The sequence below is a fragment of the Cupriavidus pinatubonensis genome (genome assembly GCF_019602855.1).
GTDB classification, from domain to species: Bacteria; Pseudomonadota; Gammaproteobacteria; order Burkholderiales; family Burkholderiaceae; genus Cupriavidus; species Cupriavidus pinatubonensis.
Genome location: NZ_CP080766.1, coordinates 826,733 through 845,456 on the forward strand (window position 1 = coordinate 826,733; position 18,724 = coordinate 845,456).

The following is an 18,724-nucleotide window of genomic DNA, read 5'->3' on the forward strand; positions in this document are numbered from 1 at the left end:
CTACCTTCGCAATTTCGGCGATGAACCATCGGTGTACCGCACAAGACAGCGCAGCACACCCGATCTTCGATCAATCAGCCTGGATATTCGCCGTCTTGACCACGCCACCCCACAGCTTCAGTTCCCGCTGGATGCGGTCAGCGAGCGGCTTCGGACCGGAGATGTTGAGGTCGTAGCCACCGGCCGTCATGCGCTGCTTGAACGCCGGATCGTCGCCGATGGTCTTCTGCGCCTTGATGAGCTTGTCGACCACGTCGGCAGGCAGCTTCTGCGGGCCGATCAGCGCATACCAGCCGGTCAGGTCATAGTCCTTCAGACCGGACTCGATCATAGTCGGCACGTTCGGCAGCGCCGGGTTGCGCGTCTTCGACGTGACCGCCAGTGCCCGTACCTTGCCACCGTTGATATGGCCGATGGCCGTACCGGTGATGTCGAACATGAACGTCACCTTGCCGCTCATCACGTCGGCCATCGCCGGCGAGTTGCCCTTGTACGGCACATGCAGCATCTTGACGTGGCTCATTTGCGCGAGCAGTTCAGCGGACAGGTGGTTGGACGCTCCGACGCCCGCCGAGCCGAACGACACATCGTCCGGATGCTTGCGCGCGTAGTCGACCAGTTCGCCGACGTTCTTCGCCGGGAAGTCCTTGTTCACGAGCAGCACATTGGTGTAGTCCGTGATCCGGCCGATGTACGTAAAGTCCTTGAGCGGATTGAAATTGACCGAGCGCTGGATCAGCGGCGTCATGGTCATGGTCGGGCTAGCCACGAAATACAGCGTGTAACCATCCGGTGCCGACTTGGCGGTCAGGTCGGCGGCAATGGCGCCGCTTGCCCCGGCACGGTTGTCCACGACCACTGGCTGGTGCAGCGCACGGCCGAGCTGGTCGGCATAGATGCGCGCCGCGGTGTCGACCGGACCGCCAGGTGCATAGCCCACGATCAGCTTGATCGGGCGCGACGGATACGCATCGGCCGCCCATGCAGCCCCGTGCAGCAGCGTTGCCATCATCGCGGCAACGGTCATCCAACGTTTCATGTTGTCTCCTCCAGATTGACTTTGTATTACCCGCCGAACGCGAATCGCGATTCGCGATTCGCGTTCGGCGGCAAGAAAAAAGGGCCGGGCAATCAGCCCAGCAGGGCCCGCAGCGGCTGCTTGAGCAGCTTGCCGCTCGCCGTCGTGGGAATCACATCGATCACGCGCACTTCCGCCGGGCGCTTGTACGGTGCGAGGCTGTCCCGCAGATAAGCGTCGAGCTTGGCGCGATCGGGTTCGACGCCGTCCTGCATCTCGATGAAGGCCACGACTTCTTCATTGCCGTCGCTGGTGTTGCGACCGACCACGGCCGACTGCCGCACGCCCGGGAACGCGTTGATCACGAATTCCACTTCGATCGGGTACACATTGAAGCCCGAGCGGATGATCAGGTCCTTCGAACGGCCCGAGATGAACAGCGCGCCGTCGGCGTCGAGGTAGCCAAGGTCGCCGGTATTGAGCCAGCCGCCCGGCAACAACGCTTCGGCGGTCTGATCGGGGTTGCGGTAGTAGCCGAGCATCACACCCGGGCCGCGCACACGGATCTGGCCGCGCTCGCCGGCCGGCAGCAGATTGCCGTCGCCATCGGTGATATTGATCTCGACGCCTTCGACGATGTAGCCGGCCGAGCAGTCGGCACGCGGTGCTTCCATGCGCGTGATGAACAGCGAGCCGGCGTATTCGGTGATGCCATAGCCATGGTGCAGCGGCTGGCCGAAGTACGTTTCCACGTCGCCCTTGAGGGTCGGATCCAGCGGCGCGCCGCCGGTGTAGAGATAGCGCAGCCGCGGATAGGTCTTGCGCTCGCGCTGCTGCGCGACCGCCATGATGCGCGTGAACATCGTGGGCACGCCCTGCAGGATGGTGACGCCCGGCGATTCCAGCGCGTCGAACACCTCGTCCGCATCGAAGCGCGGACGCAGGAACAGGCTGGCACCCCCGTACAGCGTGGCCAGCAGCACCGTGGCAATGCCGAAGATATGCGACATCGGCAGCGCGCCGTACGCGACATCGGCTTGCCCCATGTTGCGCGAGGTCGCGGAAATGCGCGCGAAGTGCGCCAGGCCTTCATGCGGCACCATGACGCCCTTCGGGGCACCGGTCGTGCCCGAGGTGTAGATCAGCGTGGCAACTTTGCGCGCCTGTCCGGCCGGTACGCGGTCGGGCGCGGTTGCGGCGCGGACCACGGTCATGCCCTCGTCATACACCGGGCAGGCCGTGACCTTCGCATCGAGCCGGCGGCCATGCGCGGCGGCCACGTCGGAAACGTGCCCCGTGAACAGCACCAGCGCTGGCTGCGCATGATCGCGGATATTGTCGATTTCGCGCGCCGACAGGCGGGCATTGACCTGGATCGGCCATGCATGCAGCGTGCTGCAGGCGAACATGGTAACGACCATCTCGTTGCAGTTCTCGCCGACCACCATTACGCGGTCACCCTCGCCCACGCCCTGCGCGGCGAGCCAGTCCCGTGCGCTCTCGATGCGGCGCCACAGGTCGCCGTAGCTGATGACGTTGCCGCTTTCGTGCAGGCAAGGCGCCTGCGGCGTTTGCGTGGCCCAGTGACGGGGAATATCGTGGATGAACTCGGGGCGGAAGGAAGACATGATGCTCGCTGCTCGATCGGGATTGGAATGCGCCAAATGCGTCGAAGAATGCACTGCAACGCACTTGCCGCAGGTCATGGAGTGTGCGCCATGTATTCCGGGGAAGCCATTTCGAATTCGCTAAGGCCGTCTTCGGCGGCGCTTCGCACGGCACAGCGGTTCTGCCTGAACGAAGGGCACCTTTGCCATTGATGAAGAACCGAACGGCAAGCCCCTCATACAATCGGCCGGCACAGTGAAGGGCCGCCGCGCATACGCCATGCGGCCCGCGTACCACAGGGGACATTCAGATGGATTTGCGTTTTACCGCTGAGGAACAGGCCTTCCGCGAGGAAGTCCGGGCGTTCGTCCAGGCCAATCTGCCGGAGGACATCCGCAACAAGGTGCTGAACCACCAGCGCGTTGAGAAGGACGACTATGTCCGGTGGCACCGCATCCTGCATGCGCACGGCTGGGGCGCGCCGACGTGGCCCAAGGAATGGGGCGGCACGGGCTGGAACGCGCTGCAGCGCCTGATCTTCGAGATCGAGACCTTGCGCGCCGGCGCGCCGCGCATGCTGCCGTTCGGCCTGACCATGATCGGCCCCGTGCTGATGAAGTATGCGAGCCAGGAACACAAGGAACGCTTCCTGCCGCGCATTCCGACGGTCGAAGACTTCTGGTGCCAGGGCTACTCCGAGCCGGGTTCCGGTTCGGACCTCGCCTCGCTCAAGACCCGCGCCGTGCGCAAGGGCGACAAGTACATCGTCAACGGCCAGAAGACGTGGACCACCATGGCCCACTTCGCCGACTGGATCTTCTGCCTGGTCCGCACCGACCCGGAAGCCAAGGCCCAGGAAGGCATCTCGATGCTGCTGATCGACATGAAGTCGCCCGGCGTCACCGTGCGTCCGATCAAGACGCTCGACGGTGGCCACGACGTCAATGAAACCTGGTTCGAGGACGTGGAAGTCCCCGTCGAGAACCTGCTCGGCGAAGAGAACAAAGCCTGGACCTACGCCAAGTACCTGCTTGGCCATGAGCGCACCGGCATCGCCGGCATCGGCCATTGCCACCGCGAACTGCGCCAGCTCAAGCATTACGCGGCCCAGACCACCGACGGTGCCGGCCGCCCGCTGATCGAGGACGTGCGCATGCGCGACAAGATCTCGCGCATCGAGATGGACATCATGGCGCTCGAAATGCTGCTGCTGCGCGTGGCAACGCAGTCGGGCGGCCAGCCGGGTCCCGAGGCCTCGATCGTCAAGATCCGCGGCTCGGAAATCCAGCAGGACCTGGCCATGCTGATGATGGAAGTAGCCGGCCCCAACGCGTGGCCGTACTCGCCCACGTGGCTGGAGCCCGGTGTCGAAGAGCCGGTGTCGGGTCCGGAGTGGGCTTCGTCCGCATCGTCGACCTACTACGACATGCGCAAGACCTCCATCTACGGCGGCGCCACCGAAGTGCAGAAGAACATCATCTCCAAGATGATCCTGGGTTTCTGAAGGGATAGCAGACATGGACTTCACCTACAGCGAAGAGCAGCAGATGCTGGCGGACAGCCTGCGCCGCTTCATCGATACCGAATACACCTTCGACGCGCGCCGCAAGAGCTCGCGCGCCGGCGAGGCGCTGGACCGCAACCTGTGGAACAAGCTTGCCGAAATGGGCGTGCTGGGCCTGACCGTGCCGGCCGACTTCGGCGGGTTCGGCGAAGGCGCCGCGAGCCAGCTCGTGGTGCAGCGTGAGCTGGGCCGCGGCCTGGTGCTGGAACCGGTCACGCCCAGCGGCGTCATGTCGGCGGCGATCCTGTCGGCCTACGGCAGCCTGCAGCAGAAGGAAGAATGGCTGCCGGCAATCGCTAGCGGCGAGCGCATCGTCACCCTCGCCTACCTGGAACCGACCACGCGCTATCGTCCCGAGACCGCCCGCGCCAGCGCCGAGCGCAGCGGCAGCGGCTACGTGCTGAACGGCACCAAGAGCCTGGTCTGGCACGGCGCTTCGGCCGATGCCTACCTGCTGACCGCGCGCATCGCCGGCAGCAATGACGTCGCGTTGTTCCTGGTGCCGCGCGACAGCGCCGGCCTGACCGTGACCGGCTACCCGACCATCGACGGCCTGCGCGCCGCCGACCTGTCGCTGCAGAACGTCACCGTGAGCGCCGACGCCCTGGTGGGCCAGCCGGCTGATGGCTTGGCGGCCCTGGGCGTAGGCATGGAGCACGGCGTCGCCGCGCTGTGCGCAGAAGGCGCAGGTGCGATGGAAAAGCTGATCGAGATCACCGGCGAATACCTGGCCACGCGCCAGCAGTTCGGCAAGCCGCTTGCAGCGTTCCAGGCACTGCAACACCGCATGGCCGACATGCTCGTGCAAAAGGAACTGGCGCTGTCGATGGCCTATGTGGCCGTCCAGGCGATCGACGAAACCGACCCGGCACGTCGCCGCCGCATGCTGTCGGCCGCGAAGGTCACGCTCGCGCGTGCCGGCCGCTACGTCGGCCAGCAGGCCGTGCAGCTGCATGGCGGCATGGGCATGACCGATGAACTGTCCGTGGGTGATTACTTCAAGCGCCTGACCATGCTCGACCAGCTGCTTGGCGACAGCGACTACCATCTGCAGCGCTTTGGCGAAGTGATGGAAACCGCTGCCTGAGGCCAGCGTAGTCAGACCGGCGCTCCCGCAGTCTTGCAGGAGCGTCGTCCAGCGCGGCGAACCTGAGCCGGACCTAGTCCGGTTCGCGTTCGCCGCGCTGCGTTTCAGCTTCAGGATTCAGGATTCAGGGCTCAGCGTCTCAGGGCTGCGACAGCACGAACTCGTGGCCGGTGGTATCGAGCCGCGACACGCGATATTCGATGCGCTCGTCGTGATACGACGATGCGACTCGCAGGATCTTCAGCAGCGGGCTGCCGACCGGCACGCCGAGCAATGCCTCGTCATCCTCGTCGGCGAGCGCCGAACGCAGGCGTTCCTCGGTGCGGATGATGTTGATGCCGAACGCATCCTGGTAGAAGTTGTAGAGCGTATTGGGACGCTCGCGCAGTTGCTTCTCGGACAGCGCTTTAAACCGTTCCTCTGGGACCGTGATGGCGTCGATCATGACCGGCTTGCCTTCCAGCGACAGGACGTTGGTGAACCGGAACACGGGCTCGCCGACCGCCAGCCCCAGTGCGGCCGCCTCGTCCTTGTCTGCCTTGGCCCGGCGGAACCTGGCCAGCTGCACGGTCGGATATTCGCGATGCCCGTCCTGCCGGACGATGCGGAAGAAGCGGAAGAAATGGTCTTCGAGCCGATGCGTCGCCACGAACGTGCCGCGGCCCTGATGGCGGATCAGGATGTTCTCCGCCACGAGTTCGTCGATCGCCTTGCGCAGCGTGCCGATCGACACACCGAAGCGTTCGATCAGCTTGCGTTCGGACGGGATGACCTCGCCCGGCTTCCATTCCCCGTCCGCCAGCGCGGCGAGTATCGCCTGCTTCACATCCTTGTACAGGACACCGCCGATGGCGCTGCCCGCTTCGAATCTCGCGCCCACGTTGAGGATCCCCTGAGATGCAATTCCTTAGATAGGCCGGATCATATCAAAGCAATTTCCTGCCGCCGCGCCATGCCTGTCACCGGCGCGAACCCCATGCGCCGGCGCTCCTTCGCCGTCCGACCTTGCTATCAGCACTACTCGACGCGGATGTGCTTCTCCTCGATCAGCTTCGCCCAGCGCGTCACTTCGGTATTGAAATACTCGTTGAACGGCGGGCTCTGCGGCGCCGGCGTGAAGCCCGCCGCCACGATCCGCTCACGCATGCCATCGGTCTGTAGCAAGCGTCCGACCGACGCCGTCACCTTCTCCACAATCGGCCGCGGTGTGCCCGACGGCATCATCAGGCCCGTCCAGTTCTCGACGATCAGATCCGGGAACCCGGCCTCGGCCACCGTGGGCACATCGGGCAATTGCGGATGCCGCTCACGCGTCGTCACCGCGAGCGCGCGCAGCTTGCCGCCCTTCACGTAGGCGATCGACTCCGGAAAATTGGAGAACACCACATCGAGCTGCCCGCCGATCAGGTCCGTCATCGATGGCGCCCCGCCTTTATACGGCACATGAGTCATGTTGGTGCGGGTCTGGCTTTCGAATAGCGCGAGCGTCAGATGCGGCGGCGTGCCGTTGCCGCTCGAGCCGGCATTGAGCCTCGCCTTCTGCGCTGCGGCTGCCAGGTCCTTCATCGATTTGATCGGCGAATTCGCAGGCACGACCACGAGCATCGGCGACGACGCAATACGCGCCACGGCCACCAGGTCCTTCTGCATGCTGAACGGCAGCTTCGGGAACAAGGTCACGTTGGACGCGTGGGTCAGCGTAACGGCGAGCCACGTGTAGCCATCGGCCGGCGACTTGGCGACCTGATCGGCACCGATATTGGCATTGCCGCCGGGCTTGTTGTCGACGACGATGGGCTTCTTCCATTCCTCCGCGAGCTGCTGCCCCACCAGCCGCGCCATGATGTCCGTCAGCCCGCCGGCCGAGAACGGCACGACGTAACGAATCGGCTTGCTGGGGTAGTCACTGGCGGCCGGTGCCGGGCCGCTTGTCTGTGCTGCTGCCGGCGATGCGGCCAGCCAGGCGAGCGTCGAAACTGCGGACAATGCAACAAGCGCGCGGGCGGCAAGCCTCAGCGCCGGGCGAATCAAGCCTCGATGCATGGTGTGTCTCCGTTTGGGGTCGCCGGCCCGCCTTTTTTGTCGACTGGCGGGTCCGTCTTCGTTGTGGAATGACTGCTATGCCTTCACCTCCTCGCCCGCAAGCGACAGCAGTTCTGCAAGCTGCGCTTCCGGCATTTCAATGCCGTGTTGCTGCGCCTCGGTTTGCAGCGCGTAACGCCGCGCACCGGGTAGCCGCGTGCCGGTATCGTCGAGCATCACCTGCAACAACGCTTCGACCCGCTCGCCATATACGTCCGATCCCGCGAAGGCGCCGGGGTCGAGCACGAGGAACAGTTGCCCGATGCGCGGCCGGTTGCCGGCATCCGTGAAGAACGAATCGGCCTCGGCGCCGAACTGCGCGCCGGCCAGCGTGGTCACCAGCAGTTCGACCATCAGGGCCAGCATCGCGCCTTTGACGCCGCCGGCCGGCAGCATCGAGCCGCGCAGCGCCGCCCGCGCATCGGTGGTCGGCTGCCCGTGCTCGTCCAGCGCCCAGCCGGGCGGGATAGGCTTGCCCTGCTTGGCCGCGACCATGATCTTGCCGCGCGCGACCTCCGACAGGGACAGGTCGATCAGGACCGGCAGCCGCCCCTGCCGCGGAAATGCCGCGGCAATCGGATTGGTGCCGAAGAGCGCGCGCTTGCCGCCCCACGCCGGCATCGCCGCAGGCGAGTTGCCCATGGCGATGCCGACCATGCCGGCACGGGCCACGGTATGGAGCGGCAAGCCAGCGGCGCCGAAGTGATGGCTGTTGGTGACCGCGCCGACGCCGACGCCGGTCTCTCGCGCCCGGCGCATGGCCTCGGCGATCGCCAGCTCACAGGCCGGGAACGCAAACCCGCAAGCCGCATCGACCAGCACGGCGCTGGCGCGTGTACTGCGCACGGTCGGCACCGCTTGTCCGTCCACGCGATCGTGCCTCAGGTGTCCGACATACATCGGCACGCGCGATACGCCATGGGAGGCAAGTCCCATGGCATCGGCCCGCACCAGCGCCGCGGCTGTGGCGTGCGACTGCAATTGGCTCGCACCGGCCCTCCGCAAAGCGGATCGGGCCAGTACTTCCAGCTTCTCCATCGGGATACGGCTCATGGCAGCGCCTCCAGCGTTTGCCGCACCTTCTCGGCAATCATCATCGACACGCGCGCATTGGCCTCACGCGTGACGCCGCCGATATGCGGAGTCAACACCAGGTTCGGCACGTCTGCGAGCACGCTGTCCGCGGGTAGCGGCTCTGCCTCGAACACGTCCAGCGCCGCGCCGGCAAGGTGCCCTTCGAGCAAGGCGCCAGCCAGCGCGCCCTCGTCCACCACGCCGCCACGCGCCGTGTTGATCAGCACGGCGCCCCGCTTCATCGCGCCAATGCGCTGCGCGTTCATCAGGTGCCGTGTGGCCGCCACAAGCGGAACATGCAGGCTTACCGCATCGGATTGGGCCAGCAAGGCATCCAGCGTCATGCACACCACGCCGGTAGCTGACCAGACCGGATCGTCTGGTGCGAGCATCGGATCATGCGCGACGACTCGCATGCCGAACGCCTGCGCGAGCGCGGCGGCCTGCCGGCCGATATCGCCGAAGCCAATCAGGCCCAGCGTCTTGCCCAAGGCCTCGCGCCCTTCCGACAAGCGGGCACGCGGCCACTTGCCGCCGGCTACCTCGGCGCTGCCGAGATACGCGCCACGCAGCAGCAGCGCCGCCGTGGTCACCACGTACTCGGCAACGGATCGCGCATTTGCGCCACTCGCCGGAATCACGCGGATACCGCGGTCACGGCACGCTGCGACATCGATATTGTCGAGCCCCACGCCAAGCCGGCCGACCACGCGCAGCGCGGGCGCCCGCTCAAGCAGCGCCGCGTCGACCTGGGTGCGGTTGCGCACGATCAGCGCATCCGCACCGGCCAGCGCGTCGAGCAAGGCGCCGCGCTGGTCCACCCAGCCCGGCTCGTAGCGCACGTCGAAGCCGGGCGTGAGCGCCTGCACCGCGGCCGGGTCCATGAACTCGCTGATGCAGATGCGCTTCATCATGCGGACTCGTGGATGCGCGTCAGCACGAATTCGCGGTGGCCGAGCGCCTCGGCAGCGGTCCAGCGCCCGTTGGCCGTGGCCAGCATGCACTCGAGCAGCTTGTCGCCGGTCTGGTCGAGCGTCTGTTCGCGTTGCAGCAAGCCTGAGCAATCGACGTCCATGTGCTCGCTCATCAGCCGCACCGTACGCGGATTCGCGCAGAGCTTGATGACCGGGACGATCGGGTTGCCGATCACGTTGCCCTGCCCCGTCGGGAAGAAGTGCACGACGTAGCCGGCGGCGGCGCACAGCGTCACCATTTCAGCCGCGGCGGACGACGAATCCATGAACCACAGGCCCGGATGGGTCGGTTCCTCCGCCTTGTCCAGCACACCGTCGACCGTGCACTTCTTGCCGATCTTCTGGATATTGCCGAGCGCCTTCTCTTCGATCGTGGTCAGGCCGCCCGCGATATTGCCCTTGGTCGGCTGGGATTCCGAGAGGTCCGAGGTCTTCCAGCGGTCAATCATGCCCTGGTAGCGCTCGAACATCGCCATGAACTCGTGGCGCACCGTGTCATTGACGCAGCGCGCCGCGACGATGTGCTCGCCGCCGGTCAGTTCCGAAGTCTCGCCGAACACCAGCGTCGTGCCGAGCGGATGGAGCTTGTCGAACGCGTTGCCGACCGTAGGGTTGGCGCCGCAGCCGGACGTGGTATCGGACTCGCCGCACTTGGTCGATACCCACAGTTCGCTGATCGGGCATTCGACGCGATGCAGCGCGGTGGCGTACTGCACGTATTCCTTGGCCGCCTTCGAGGCGCGCATGATGGTCTCGTGGTCGCCGTGGCCTTCGATGCCGAAACCGACCACGGGCTTGCCAGTCTTCGCGATGCCGTCGACGACACGCTTGGTCCAGCCGTCTTCGATGCCGATCACCACCACCGCGGCGACGTTCGGATTGCTGCCCGCACCAATCAGCGTGCGGAAGTGCAGGTCCAGGTCCGGCCCAAACTGCAGGCGGCCATACGGGTGCGGAATCGCCATGGTGCCTTTGATGGAGGCGGCCACGGCTTCGGCGGCGGCATTGGACAGGTCGTCCAGCGGCAGGATGATGACGTGGTTGCGCACACCAACGCGGCCATTGTCGCGGCGGTAGCCCCAGAAGGTGGTGTTTTGGTCGATCACGGACATGACGTGGCCCTCGGATTTGGAATGGGGATCAGATGGATGGGGTGACAGCGGCGCGGCGAATTACCAGCGCTTGGTCTTGATGTTGTGGACGTGGGCGTGCTCGCCGGCCTTGATCGGGGCCACCACCTTGCCAATGTCGATGCCGTACTTGTAGACGGTGTCATTGGGCGACATGTCGCACAGCGCCACCTTGTGGCCGATGGGAATCGGCTGCAGCGCCGTCACCGTGATGATCTTGTCCTCATCCATGATCCACGCATTGAGCCTGGTGCCCGCCTGGATGCCCTCCACCACGGCCACCGCGACGGTGTCCTTGGCGTCATGCAGCACGACATGAATCATTTCTTGTCTCCTCGGTTGTGGGTCGGTGTGTGGGATTGATGTTAGGAGGGAGATCGGTCTATGTCAACTAGCTCATATATATGAGTTGTATGAATAAAGGATTTCGTAGACGAACGGTGTGAAGGAGCCGCTCTTGAACGATCCGCTAGCAGGACTCCGGTACGGCGTTGCAAGAGCGTTGCCGATCGGGCGCCTTTGGCCAGGCTGCGCGCCGACAGTCTTCGTCGACTACCTGGCATGCTGGCGCCACCATCAAAGAGATGTCATAATCACATTTCAATACGGTTATCCACGCAATTAGGCCAAAATAGGCACTTTTGACAGATGCTTCTGTCGCCAACGCCTTTTCACTTTTTGGGGAAGCGGACATAAATGTTTTCGTGAAAGGCATCGGTCATGTGCATCAGGCGAAGCATTGGGTCTACACTCAGCCGAACCGTTGAACGGCTGGTCTTGTCATCCCGGCCGGCGAGCCCGACTGCCGGAAATCAACGACTCGAACGGCGGCGGGACGCTGACGCGCCAACAGGCGATGCCTCCACCGTTCGCATGAACAGGAAAAGGCCTTCCGCCATGCCCCGCTCAGCGTACGCCCAGACACCCCGCCGCCGCCTGCTATCCGCCAGCCTCGCCCTGATGATGCTGTCCGCGCCGACATGGCCATGGCATGGCGTGCTTGCCGCGCCCACTTCCGCCGCCACGTCCGCCAGCGCCGCAGCGGCTCCGCAGCCGGCCGAAACCCCGCCTGCGTTGCCGACAGCTACCAGCACCCAGGTCCTGACCCTGCGCCAAATGGGCTCGTATGGACCAATTGCATTGCGCGGCGTCGACGATGACCGCTCGCTCGATGTCGGCGTGCGGCTCGATGAAGTGGTCACCGCGGCGAAGCTCAAGCTTGTGTTCACGTATTCGCCGGCACTGATTTTCCCGTTGTCGCATATCAAGATCACGCTCAATGACGAGGTGATCGCGACCGTGCCGCTAGAGGAAAAGGAGGCCGGCCGCCTGGTCACGCGCGAGATCGAGCTGGACCCGCGCTTCTTCACCGACTTCAACCATCTGACGGTGCAGCTGATCGCGCACTACACGATGGATCATTGCGAGGACCCGCTGCACTCCAGCCTGTGGGCCGATATCAGTCCCGCCACCACGCTCACGCTGAGCAAGGCGCATATGACGCTGCCGGACAGTCTCGCCTTGCTGCCGGCGCCGTTCTTCGACCGGCGCGATAACCGGCGCGTGACCGTGCCGTTCGTCCTGCCGGCCAACGCCGACGCGGCAACGCTGCGCGCGGCCGGCGTGGTCGCGTCGTGGCTGGGCGCGCTGGCGTCGTACCGCGAAGCACGCTTCCCGGTGGCACGCAGCGCACCGGCGGATACCGACTCGATTGCCTTCGTGCTGCCCGGGGCCCTGCCTGCCGGCATCGCGCTGCCGGAAATCAAGGGCCCGTCGGTCAGCGTCATGCCCAACCCCGCCAGTCCTCACCGCAAGCTGCTGGTCATTGCGGGCCGCAACCCGCAGGAACTGCAGACGGCGGCCAACGGGCTCGTGCTGAGCAAGACGGCGATGGCCGGCAGCAGCTCGCAGGTGCAGTCCGTGGATATCGGCAACCCGCGCCAGCCTTACGACGCACCTGCCTGGGCGCCAACGGACCGCCCGATCCTGTTCAAGGAACTGGTGTCCGACCCGCAGCAGTTGCAGGTCGCAGGCTACAACCCCAACCCGATCCGCGTGAACCTGCGCGTGCCGGCCGACCTGTACGACTGGACGCGCAGTAACGTACCGCTGAACGTACGCTACCGCTACACCGCGCCGCCCACATACAACGATTCGGTGATCAGCATCGACATCAACGACCAGCTCGTGCGCTCGTACCGGCTCAAGCCGCTTGCGATGAAGGACGACCAGAACCTGGTCAGCGTGCCGCTGCTGTCAGGCAGCAGTGTGTCGGCCGCGAACCTGATCGGCATCCCGGCGTTCCGCGTGGGCAGCAACAACCAGATGCAGTTCAATTTCCACATCGATTCGCAGAAGACCGGCCTGTGCACGTCGACCGCTACAAACGTGGCGCGCGCCGCGATCGATCCCGATTCGACCATCGACTTCAGCGCCTTCTCGCACTACACCGGCCTGCCCAATCTCGCGTTCTTCGCCAACAGCGGCTATCCGTTCACGCGGCTGGCCGACCTGGCCGACACCGCGGTCGTCATGCCCGACGCGCCCACGGCACTCGACCAGGAAGCCTTGTTGACGCTGCTCGGCCACATGGGCAAGTGGACCGGCCTGCCGTCGCTGCGCGTGTCGGTGGTGCCCGCTGCGCAGATCGACAGCGTGCGTGGACGTAACCTGCTGATCGTGGGCACCGGCAGCGCCGCGGGCGTGCTCGGCAAATGGGGCAAGTCGCTGCCGATGCTGATCGAACGCAGCCGCACCGAGATCACGCTGCGCGACCAGCGCAGCCATGCCTGGTCCAACTGGCTCAGCGGCATCGAGGAGGATCCGATCACGCCAACCGGGCGCGCCATCCTGACCGCCGATGGCCCGCTGGCCGCGCTGGTCGGCTTCCAGTCTCCCTATGCCGAAGGCAACAGCGTGGTAGCGCTGACCGCAACCGAAGACGGTCGCGTCGCAGACCTGCTCGACTCGCTGGAAAGCCCGGGCAAGGTCGCGCAGATGCGCGGCGACCTGACTGTGGTTCGCCAGGACCAGGTCGACGGCCTGCGTCTCGGTGAACGCTATTACGTCGGCGACCTGCCATGGTATGCGCGCGTCTGGATCCGGGTCTCGGCGTTCCCGAGCCTGATGGCCATTGCCGGTCTGCTCGCCGGGCTGGTCGTGGCGCTGTCGCTGTTCTGGACGCTGGGCAAGCTTGCGGCACGGCGCAACGGAGGCTGACATGTGGCGCGCCTTGCCGGGTCTGACCAGGTGGCTCGCGGCCGGCGCGCTCGCGTGTGCCTGCGTCGCCGCGTTGCCCGCGCATGCCGCCACATGCGGCTGGGCCGACTGGGACACCTTCAAACGCACGCTGATCAGCGCCGACGGGCGCGTCATCGACGCGAGCACAGACGACAAGGTCACCGTGTCTGAAGGGCAGGCCTATGGCCTGTTCTTCGCGCTTGTGGCGAACGACCGCACCACGTTCGACAAGCTCCTCGCGTGGACCGAGAACAACCTTGCGCAGGGCGATCTCATCGCCCATCTGCCCGCCTGGATCTGGGGCCGTATTCCCGCCGACAAGGCCAAGGACGGCAAGGAGACGTGGGGCGTGATCGACACCAACTCCGCTTCCGACGCCGACCTGTGGATCGCCTACACGCTGCTGGAAGCGGGCCGCCTGTGGAACGAGCGGCGCTTCACCGCGCTCGGCACGCTGACGGCGCGCCGCATCATGCGCGAAGAGACTGCGGCCATGCGCGGCCTGGGCCGCACCGTGCTGCCTGGCCCGGTCGGCTTTTCGCTGAGTGAAGGCCGCTGGCGCGTAAATCCGAGCTATGTGCCGCTGCAGGTCATGCGGCGCCTTGCTGTGTTGCTGGCAAAAGAGTCTGGCTGGGACCAGCTTGTGGCCAGTTCGTTGAAGGTCATCCTGGAAACCGCGCCGCGCGGCTTCTCGCCGGACTGGGCCGAGTACGACAACAGCCGCGGCTTTCTGCCCGATACCGCAACCAAGGCCGAAAGCGCCTACAACGCGATCCGCGTCTATCTGTGGGCGGGCACGCTTGCCGCCGACGATCCGCAGCGAGCCCGCATGCTGCAGCAGTTCATGCCGCTGGCCGACTACGTCGCAGCCCACGGATATGCGCCTGAACGCGTCGACACGCAGACCGGTCAGCCAGGCCTCGATTCCGGCAATGCCGGTTTCTCGGCGGCAGTCGCGCCCTACCTGGCCGCGCTCGGCCGCACCGACCAGGCGCGCGCGCAGGCGCAGCGCGCGCGCGAACTGACTGCACGCGAGCCGCTCGGCTACTACAGCCAGGCGCTTGCGCTGTTCGGCCTCGGCCACCTGGACGGCCTGTACCGCTTCGCAGGGGACGGCGCCCTGCTGCCAGCCTGGAAGACCGGATGTCCCGCGCGCTGACGCCCCTCGTACTCGCCGTCGTCAGCGCGCTGGCGGTGCCCGCCATGGCGCAGCAGGCAGAGAAGCCGTCGCCGGAGATGACGCAGTTGCTGGCCGCTGCGCGCATGTGGGAAGCCAAGAACCGTACCGATATCGCACGCGGCATCCTGGACAAGGCGCTGCTGATCGATCCGAACCAGCCGGATGCACTGATGCTGCTCGGCCTGATCGAAATTCGCTCGAACCGGCCGCTGGAAGCGGACAAGATCCTGCGCACGCTGCGCCAACGCGCACCGAACCATCCGGCCACGCTGGAGCTCGAAGACGCCTATCGCATTGCCACGCGCGACAAGCAGGAGATGGCGCGCATCCGGCTCCTCGCGCGCGCGGGCAAGTCCGAGGAGGCCATCGCACGGCTCAGGCAACTGTTTCCGCGTGGCGCTCCGCGCGGCGAACTGGCTGTCGACTACTACCGCATCATGGCCGGCACGCCCGCCGGTCGCACGGCCAGCATTGCCGAGTTGCGCGCGCGCGTGCGCCAGGACCCCGATGACCTGCGCCTGGCCATGGCACTGGCCAGCCTGCTGACCGACCGCGAAGCCACGCGCCAGGAAGGGTTGGGCATCCTGTACCGCATCGTCCAGCGTCCCGACGGCGACCGCAAGTCGGCACTGGAAATGTGGAGGCGTACGCTGTACGGCGTCAGCGATGACCCGGCGTACTTCAAGTGGTTCGAGCTCTATGTGAAGGAAGTACCCGACGACACCTCCGCCCGGCAGACGCTCGCGGAACTCGCCAAAAAGGGTGGCGCCGCCAGCCCGGCCTCGCAGGCACGGCGCCGTGGCGAACAGCAGCTTGCACGCGGCAACGTGCGTGAGGCGGAAACCGCGCTGGAAAGTGCCAACCGCAAGCGCCGCAACGATGGCGAGACGCTCGGCAACCTGGGGCTCGTGCGATTGCGCCAGGGCCGCCACGACGAAGCGCGCGAACTGTTCGCGCGTGCCGAGCAACTCGACAGCGGCAACCGTGGCAAGTGGCACAGCCTGAAGGACACCGCCAGGTTCTGGGGCACGGTGGCCAAGGCGCGTGAAGCGAATGCCCAGGGCAAACCCGCGCAGGGTGAAGCCCTTGCACGGGAAGCGCTCGCGCTACAGCCCGGCAATGCCAATGCGCGCGGCGTGCTGGCCGACGCACTGATCGCGCAGAACAAGCTGCCCGAAGCCGAGGCGCTGCTGCGCGAAACGCTGGCAGGACCCGAACCCGATATCGGCACGCTGCGCACACTGGTCAAGCTGCTCAACGACAGCCAGCGCAGCGACGAAGTCGGACCGTTGATCGCGAGCACTGGGAGCCGGTTAAAGGGCTCGGCGGACGAGCTGCGCAGCTTGCGCGCGGACTTGCTGTCGCTGCAGGGCGAACAGCTGCTCGCGCAGCGCAAGCAAAGCCCCGCGCTGGCAAGGCTGGAGGAATCGATCCGGCTCGCCCCCAACGATCCGTGGACACGCTTCACACTCGCTCGCGCCTATCGCGACCTCGCGCTGCCCGCGCTGGGCCGCCGCGTGATGGAAGACGGCCTGGCCGCGTCGCCCACGAGCGAGATGCGTTACGCCATCGCGCTGTACCTGAATTCGGTCGACGATATCGATGCCGCCAGCAGCGTGCTGGCGGGTGTGCCGGAAGCCGAGCGTTCCGATTCCATGCGGCGCCTGGCTGGCAACCTGCAGGCGCAGCGGCTGTTGCGCGAGGCGCGCCAGCTTGTCGCTGCGGGACGCGAACAGGAAGCGGAAGACAAACTGCGCGCCGCCGCAGACGCCGCGCGCGACGATCCGCAGATGCTGGCGTCGGTCGGGCGCGAGTGGATCGCGATCGGCCAGCCCGACACCGGTCTCAGGCTGGTGCGCGACTGGCTTGACGCGCATCCGCAGGACCCGGCCATCGACGTGCGCATCCGCTATGGCGAGTTGCTTGCGTCGGCCGAGCGCGACGACGAACTGCGCACCTGGATTGCAGAGTCCAGCGCCCTGCCCGGCATTACGCCGGAACAGCGTGCCGATTTCGATGACCAGTTGCTGCGGCTGGCGCTGCGCGACACGGACCGCCGCGTCGCCGACGGCGACCTCAAGGGCGCCGAGCGGATGCTCTATGCGGTGCCCGCTGCGCAGCAGAATGACCGGCGCTGGCTGCTGGAACTGGCCGACCTGCGCGAAGCCCAGGGCGACTACGACGGTGCCGCGCAGGCCGCGCGCGAGGTGCTGACGACCCATCCGCAAGATGCCGATGCGCGCCTCACGGTCGCACGGATGCTGGAACGACAGGGCAAGGACGACCAGGCGCTCGAGGAAGTGCGCGCGGTACTGGCCGACACGCCCGGGGACGATATCGATACGCGTCTCGCCGTCGCACGCCGCTTCACCGCCATGCGGCGCGAGGACGAGGCGCTGGCCGTGGTCACGCCCTTGCGCGAACGCTATCCGGAGCGTTCCGACGTCACCATGCAGGCTGGCCGCATCGCTCAGTCGCGCGGCAACTTCAATGGCGCCGCCTTGCTCTACCGCGAAGCGCGCGTGCAGGAGCAGCGCGAGAACGAGATTCCCGGGCCCCAGGGCACCTCGGCCGAGCGCGCACTGGGCGCGCTCGAGGCACGCCGCGAAGGCCAGGTCTCAACCGCCGTGCTGTTTTCGAACAAGTCCGGCGACCCGGGCATCTCGCGCCTCAACGCGACCGAGATCCCGCTGTATGTGCGCATTCCGAACGGCTACACCGGCCACGCTTTCTTCCATGCCGACACGGTCTTGCTCGACGCGGGTACCTTGCCTGCCGACAGCCTCCCGGGCTCTCGCGACTTCGGCAAGATCCGTGCGCTGGGCAACAACGGGCTTGGCCCGATCAGCCAGAGCGACCGCGGGGTGGCATTGGCCGCGGGCTACGAGTTCAACGGCGCGTACAACAGCTGGCGCGCCGACATCGGCACCACGCCGCTCGGCTTCACGCTGCAGACCGTGGTTGGCGGTTTCCGCTACCGCGCGGAGATGGGCCCTGCGTCGGCGACGGTGGACATTTCTCGCCGCGCAGTAACGAGCAGCCTGGTGTCATACGCCGGCGCGACCGACCCGCGCCACGTGGATCCGCAGACCGGCGCCGTCACGCCCGCCGAGAGCTGGGGCAACGTGGTGCGCAACGGCATCCATGCGCGATATGCGCGCGACGTAGGGCGTTTCGGCCTCTTCGCCGACCTTGGCTACGGCGTCTACACTGGAACGAATGTCCTCACCAACCAAGAGTTCACCGTGCGCACCGGCTTCGACGTGCCCGTGTTCGTGCGGCGCGACCAGCGCATCACGAGCGGCGTGGTGCTGAACTACTGGCGCTATGCCGAGAATGAGCGCTTCTACACGTTCGGCCACGGTGGCTACTACAGTCCGCAGAAATACCTGTCGTTCCTGATTCCGCTGGACTGGACCGGGCGACGCGGCCTGCTGTCGTGGCGGCTGCGCGGCTCGGTCGGCATGTCCAGCACCTACGAGAAGTCCATGGACATCTACCCGACCCGGCCCGACCTGCAGGCGATGGTCGGCGGCGCGCAGTACGAAGGCGGCTCCGGCGGCGGCTTCAGCTATACGGTCGGCGGTATCGTCGAGTACCGCTTCGCACCGCACTGGGTGGCAGGTGCCGGCTTCGACATCGACCGTTCGCGCGACTACGCGCCGAACCGCGCCTTTGCCTACTTGCGCTACTTCTTCGAGCGCCAGCAGGGAGCGGTTCCCTACCCGCCCACGCCGGTGCGGCCGTACTCCACTTACTGAGGGCCC

At 66.1% G+C, this 18,724-nt stretch carries 13 protein-coding genes; 5 read left to right on the forward strand and 8 right to left on the reverse strand.

Annotation, left to right across the window (positions count from 1 at the left end):
* Positions 1-70: 70 nt before the first annotated feature.
* Both K2O51_RS03720 and K2O51_RS03725 read right to left on the reverse strand, forming a co-directional pair.
* Positions 71-1,039, reverse strand: a complete 969-nt coding sequence (locus K2O51_RS03720; protein WP_220630498.1) for a Bug family tripartite tricarboxylate transporter substrate binding protein — start codon at positions 1,037-1,039, stop codon at positions 71-73.
* Between the two features lie 92 nt (positions 1,040-1,131).
* Positions 1,132-2,646 (reverse strand): class I adenylate-forming enzyme family protein, encoded by a 1,515-nt coding sequence (locus K2O51_RS03725; RefSeq protein WP_220630499.1) that lies wholly within the window; start codon positions 2,644-2,646, stop codon positions 1,132-1,134.
* A gap of 290 nt (positions 2,647-2,936) precedes the next feature.
* Here K2O51_RS03725 and K2O51_RS03730 point away from each other — a divergent pair, with 290 nt between their 5' ends.
* Complete coding sequence (locus K2O51_RS03730; RefSeq protein WP_011299660.1) at positions 2,937-4,130, forward strand: acyl-CoA dehydrogenase family protein; 1,194 nt, start codon at positions 2,937-2,939, stop codon at positions 4,128-4,130.
* Between the two features lie 13 nt (positions 4,131-4,143).
* Positions 4,144-5,277, forward strand: a complete 1,134-nt coding sequence (locus tag K2O51_RS03735) for an acyl-CoA dehydrogenase family protein (protein WP_011299659.1) — start codon at positions 4,144-4,146, stop codon at positions 5,275-5,277.
* A 139-nt stretch (positions 5,278-5,416) separates the two neighbouring features.
* On the opposite strand, the gene K2O51_RS03740 is transcribed toward K2O51_RS03735, so the two are convergent.
* The 6 genes from K2O51_RS03740 to K2O51_RS03765 all read right to left on the reverse strand — a co-directional run bounded on the left by K2O51_RS03740 (position 5,417) and on the right by K2O51_RS03765 (position 10,861).
* Positions 5,417-6,157 (reverse strand): GntR family transcriptional regulator, encoded by a 741-nt coding sequence (locus K2O51_RS03740; RefSeq protein WP_140949824.1) that lies wholly within the window; start codon positions 6,155-6,157, stop codon positions 5,417-5,419.
* A 137-nt stretch (positions 6,158-6,294) separates the two neighbouring features.
* Positions 6,295-7,320, reverse strand: coding sequence for a Bug family tripartite tricarboxylate transporter substrate binding protein (locus K2O51_RS03745; protein ID WP_011299657.1), 1,026 nt, complete (start codon positions 7,318-7,320; stop codon positions 6,295-6,297).
* Between the two features lie 75 nt (positions 7,321-7,395).
* Entirely contained in the window at positions 7,396-8,412 is a 1,017-nt protein-coding gene (locus K2O51_RS03750; protein WP_220630500.1) for an Ldh family oxidoreductase, read from the reverse strand.
* Entirely contained in the window at positions 8,409-9,344 is a 936-nt protein-coding gene (locus K2O51_RS03755) for a hydroxyacid dehydrogenase (RefSeq protein WP_041680383.1), read from the reverse strand. The genes K2O51_RS03750 and K2O51_RS03755 overlap by 4 nt, the downstream gene beginning before the upstream one ends.
* Complete coding sequence (locus K2O51_RS03760; RefSeq protein ID WP_140949828.1) at positions 9,344-10,519, reverse strand: UxaA family hydrolase; 1,176 nt, start codon at positions 10,517-10,519, stop codon at positions 9,344-9,346. The genes K2O51_RS03755 and K2O51_RS03760 overlap by 1 nt, the downstream gene beginning before the upstream one ends.
* A 60-nt stretch (positions 10,520-10,579) precedes the next feature.
* A complete protein-coding gene (locus K2O51_RS03765; protein ID WP_011299653.1) occupies positions 10,580-10,861 on the reverse strand; it encodes a UxaA family hydrolase in 282 nt (93 codons plus the stop codon).
* A gap of 573 nt (positions 10,862-11,434) precedes the next feature.
* Between K2O51_RS03765 and bcsB the strand changes: the two genes are divergently transcribed.
* From bcsB to K2O51_RS03780, 3 genes are read left to right on the forward strand one after another with little or no spacing between them, the layout of a single operon-like run.
* A complete protein-coding gene (bcsB, locus tag K2O51_RS03770) occupies positions 11,435-13,756 on the forward strand; it encodes a cellulose biosynthesis cyclic di-GMP-binding regulatory protein BcsB (protein ID WP_245001830.1) in 2,322 nt (773 codons plus the stop codon).
* A 1-nt stretch (position 13,757) separates the two neighbouring features.
* Positions 13,758-14,936 (forward strand): cellulose synthase complex periplasmic endoglucanase BcsZ, encoded by a 1,179-nt coding sequence (bcsZ, locus tag K2O51_RS03775; protein WP_220630502.1) that lies wholly within the window; start codon positions 13,758-13,760, stop codon positions 14,934-14,936.
* Positions 14,921-18,718, forward strand: coding sequence for a cellulose synthase subunit BcsC-related outer membrane protein (locus K2O51_RS03780; RefSeq protein ID WP_220630503.1), 3,798 nt, complete (start codon positions 14,921-14,923; stop codon positions 18,716-18,718). Before bcsZ ends, K2O51_RS03780 begins: the two co-directional genes overlap by 16 nt.
* Positions 18,719-18,724 lie beyond the last annotated feature (6 nt).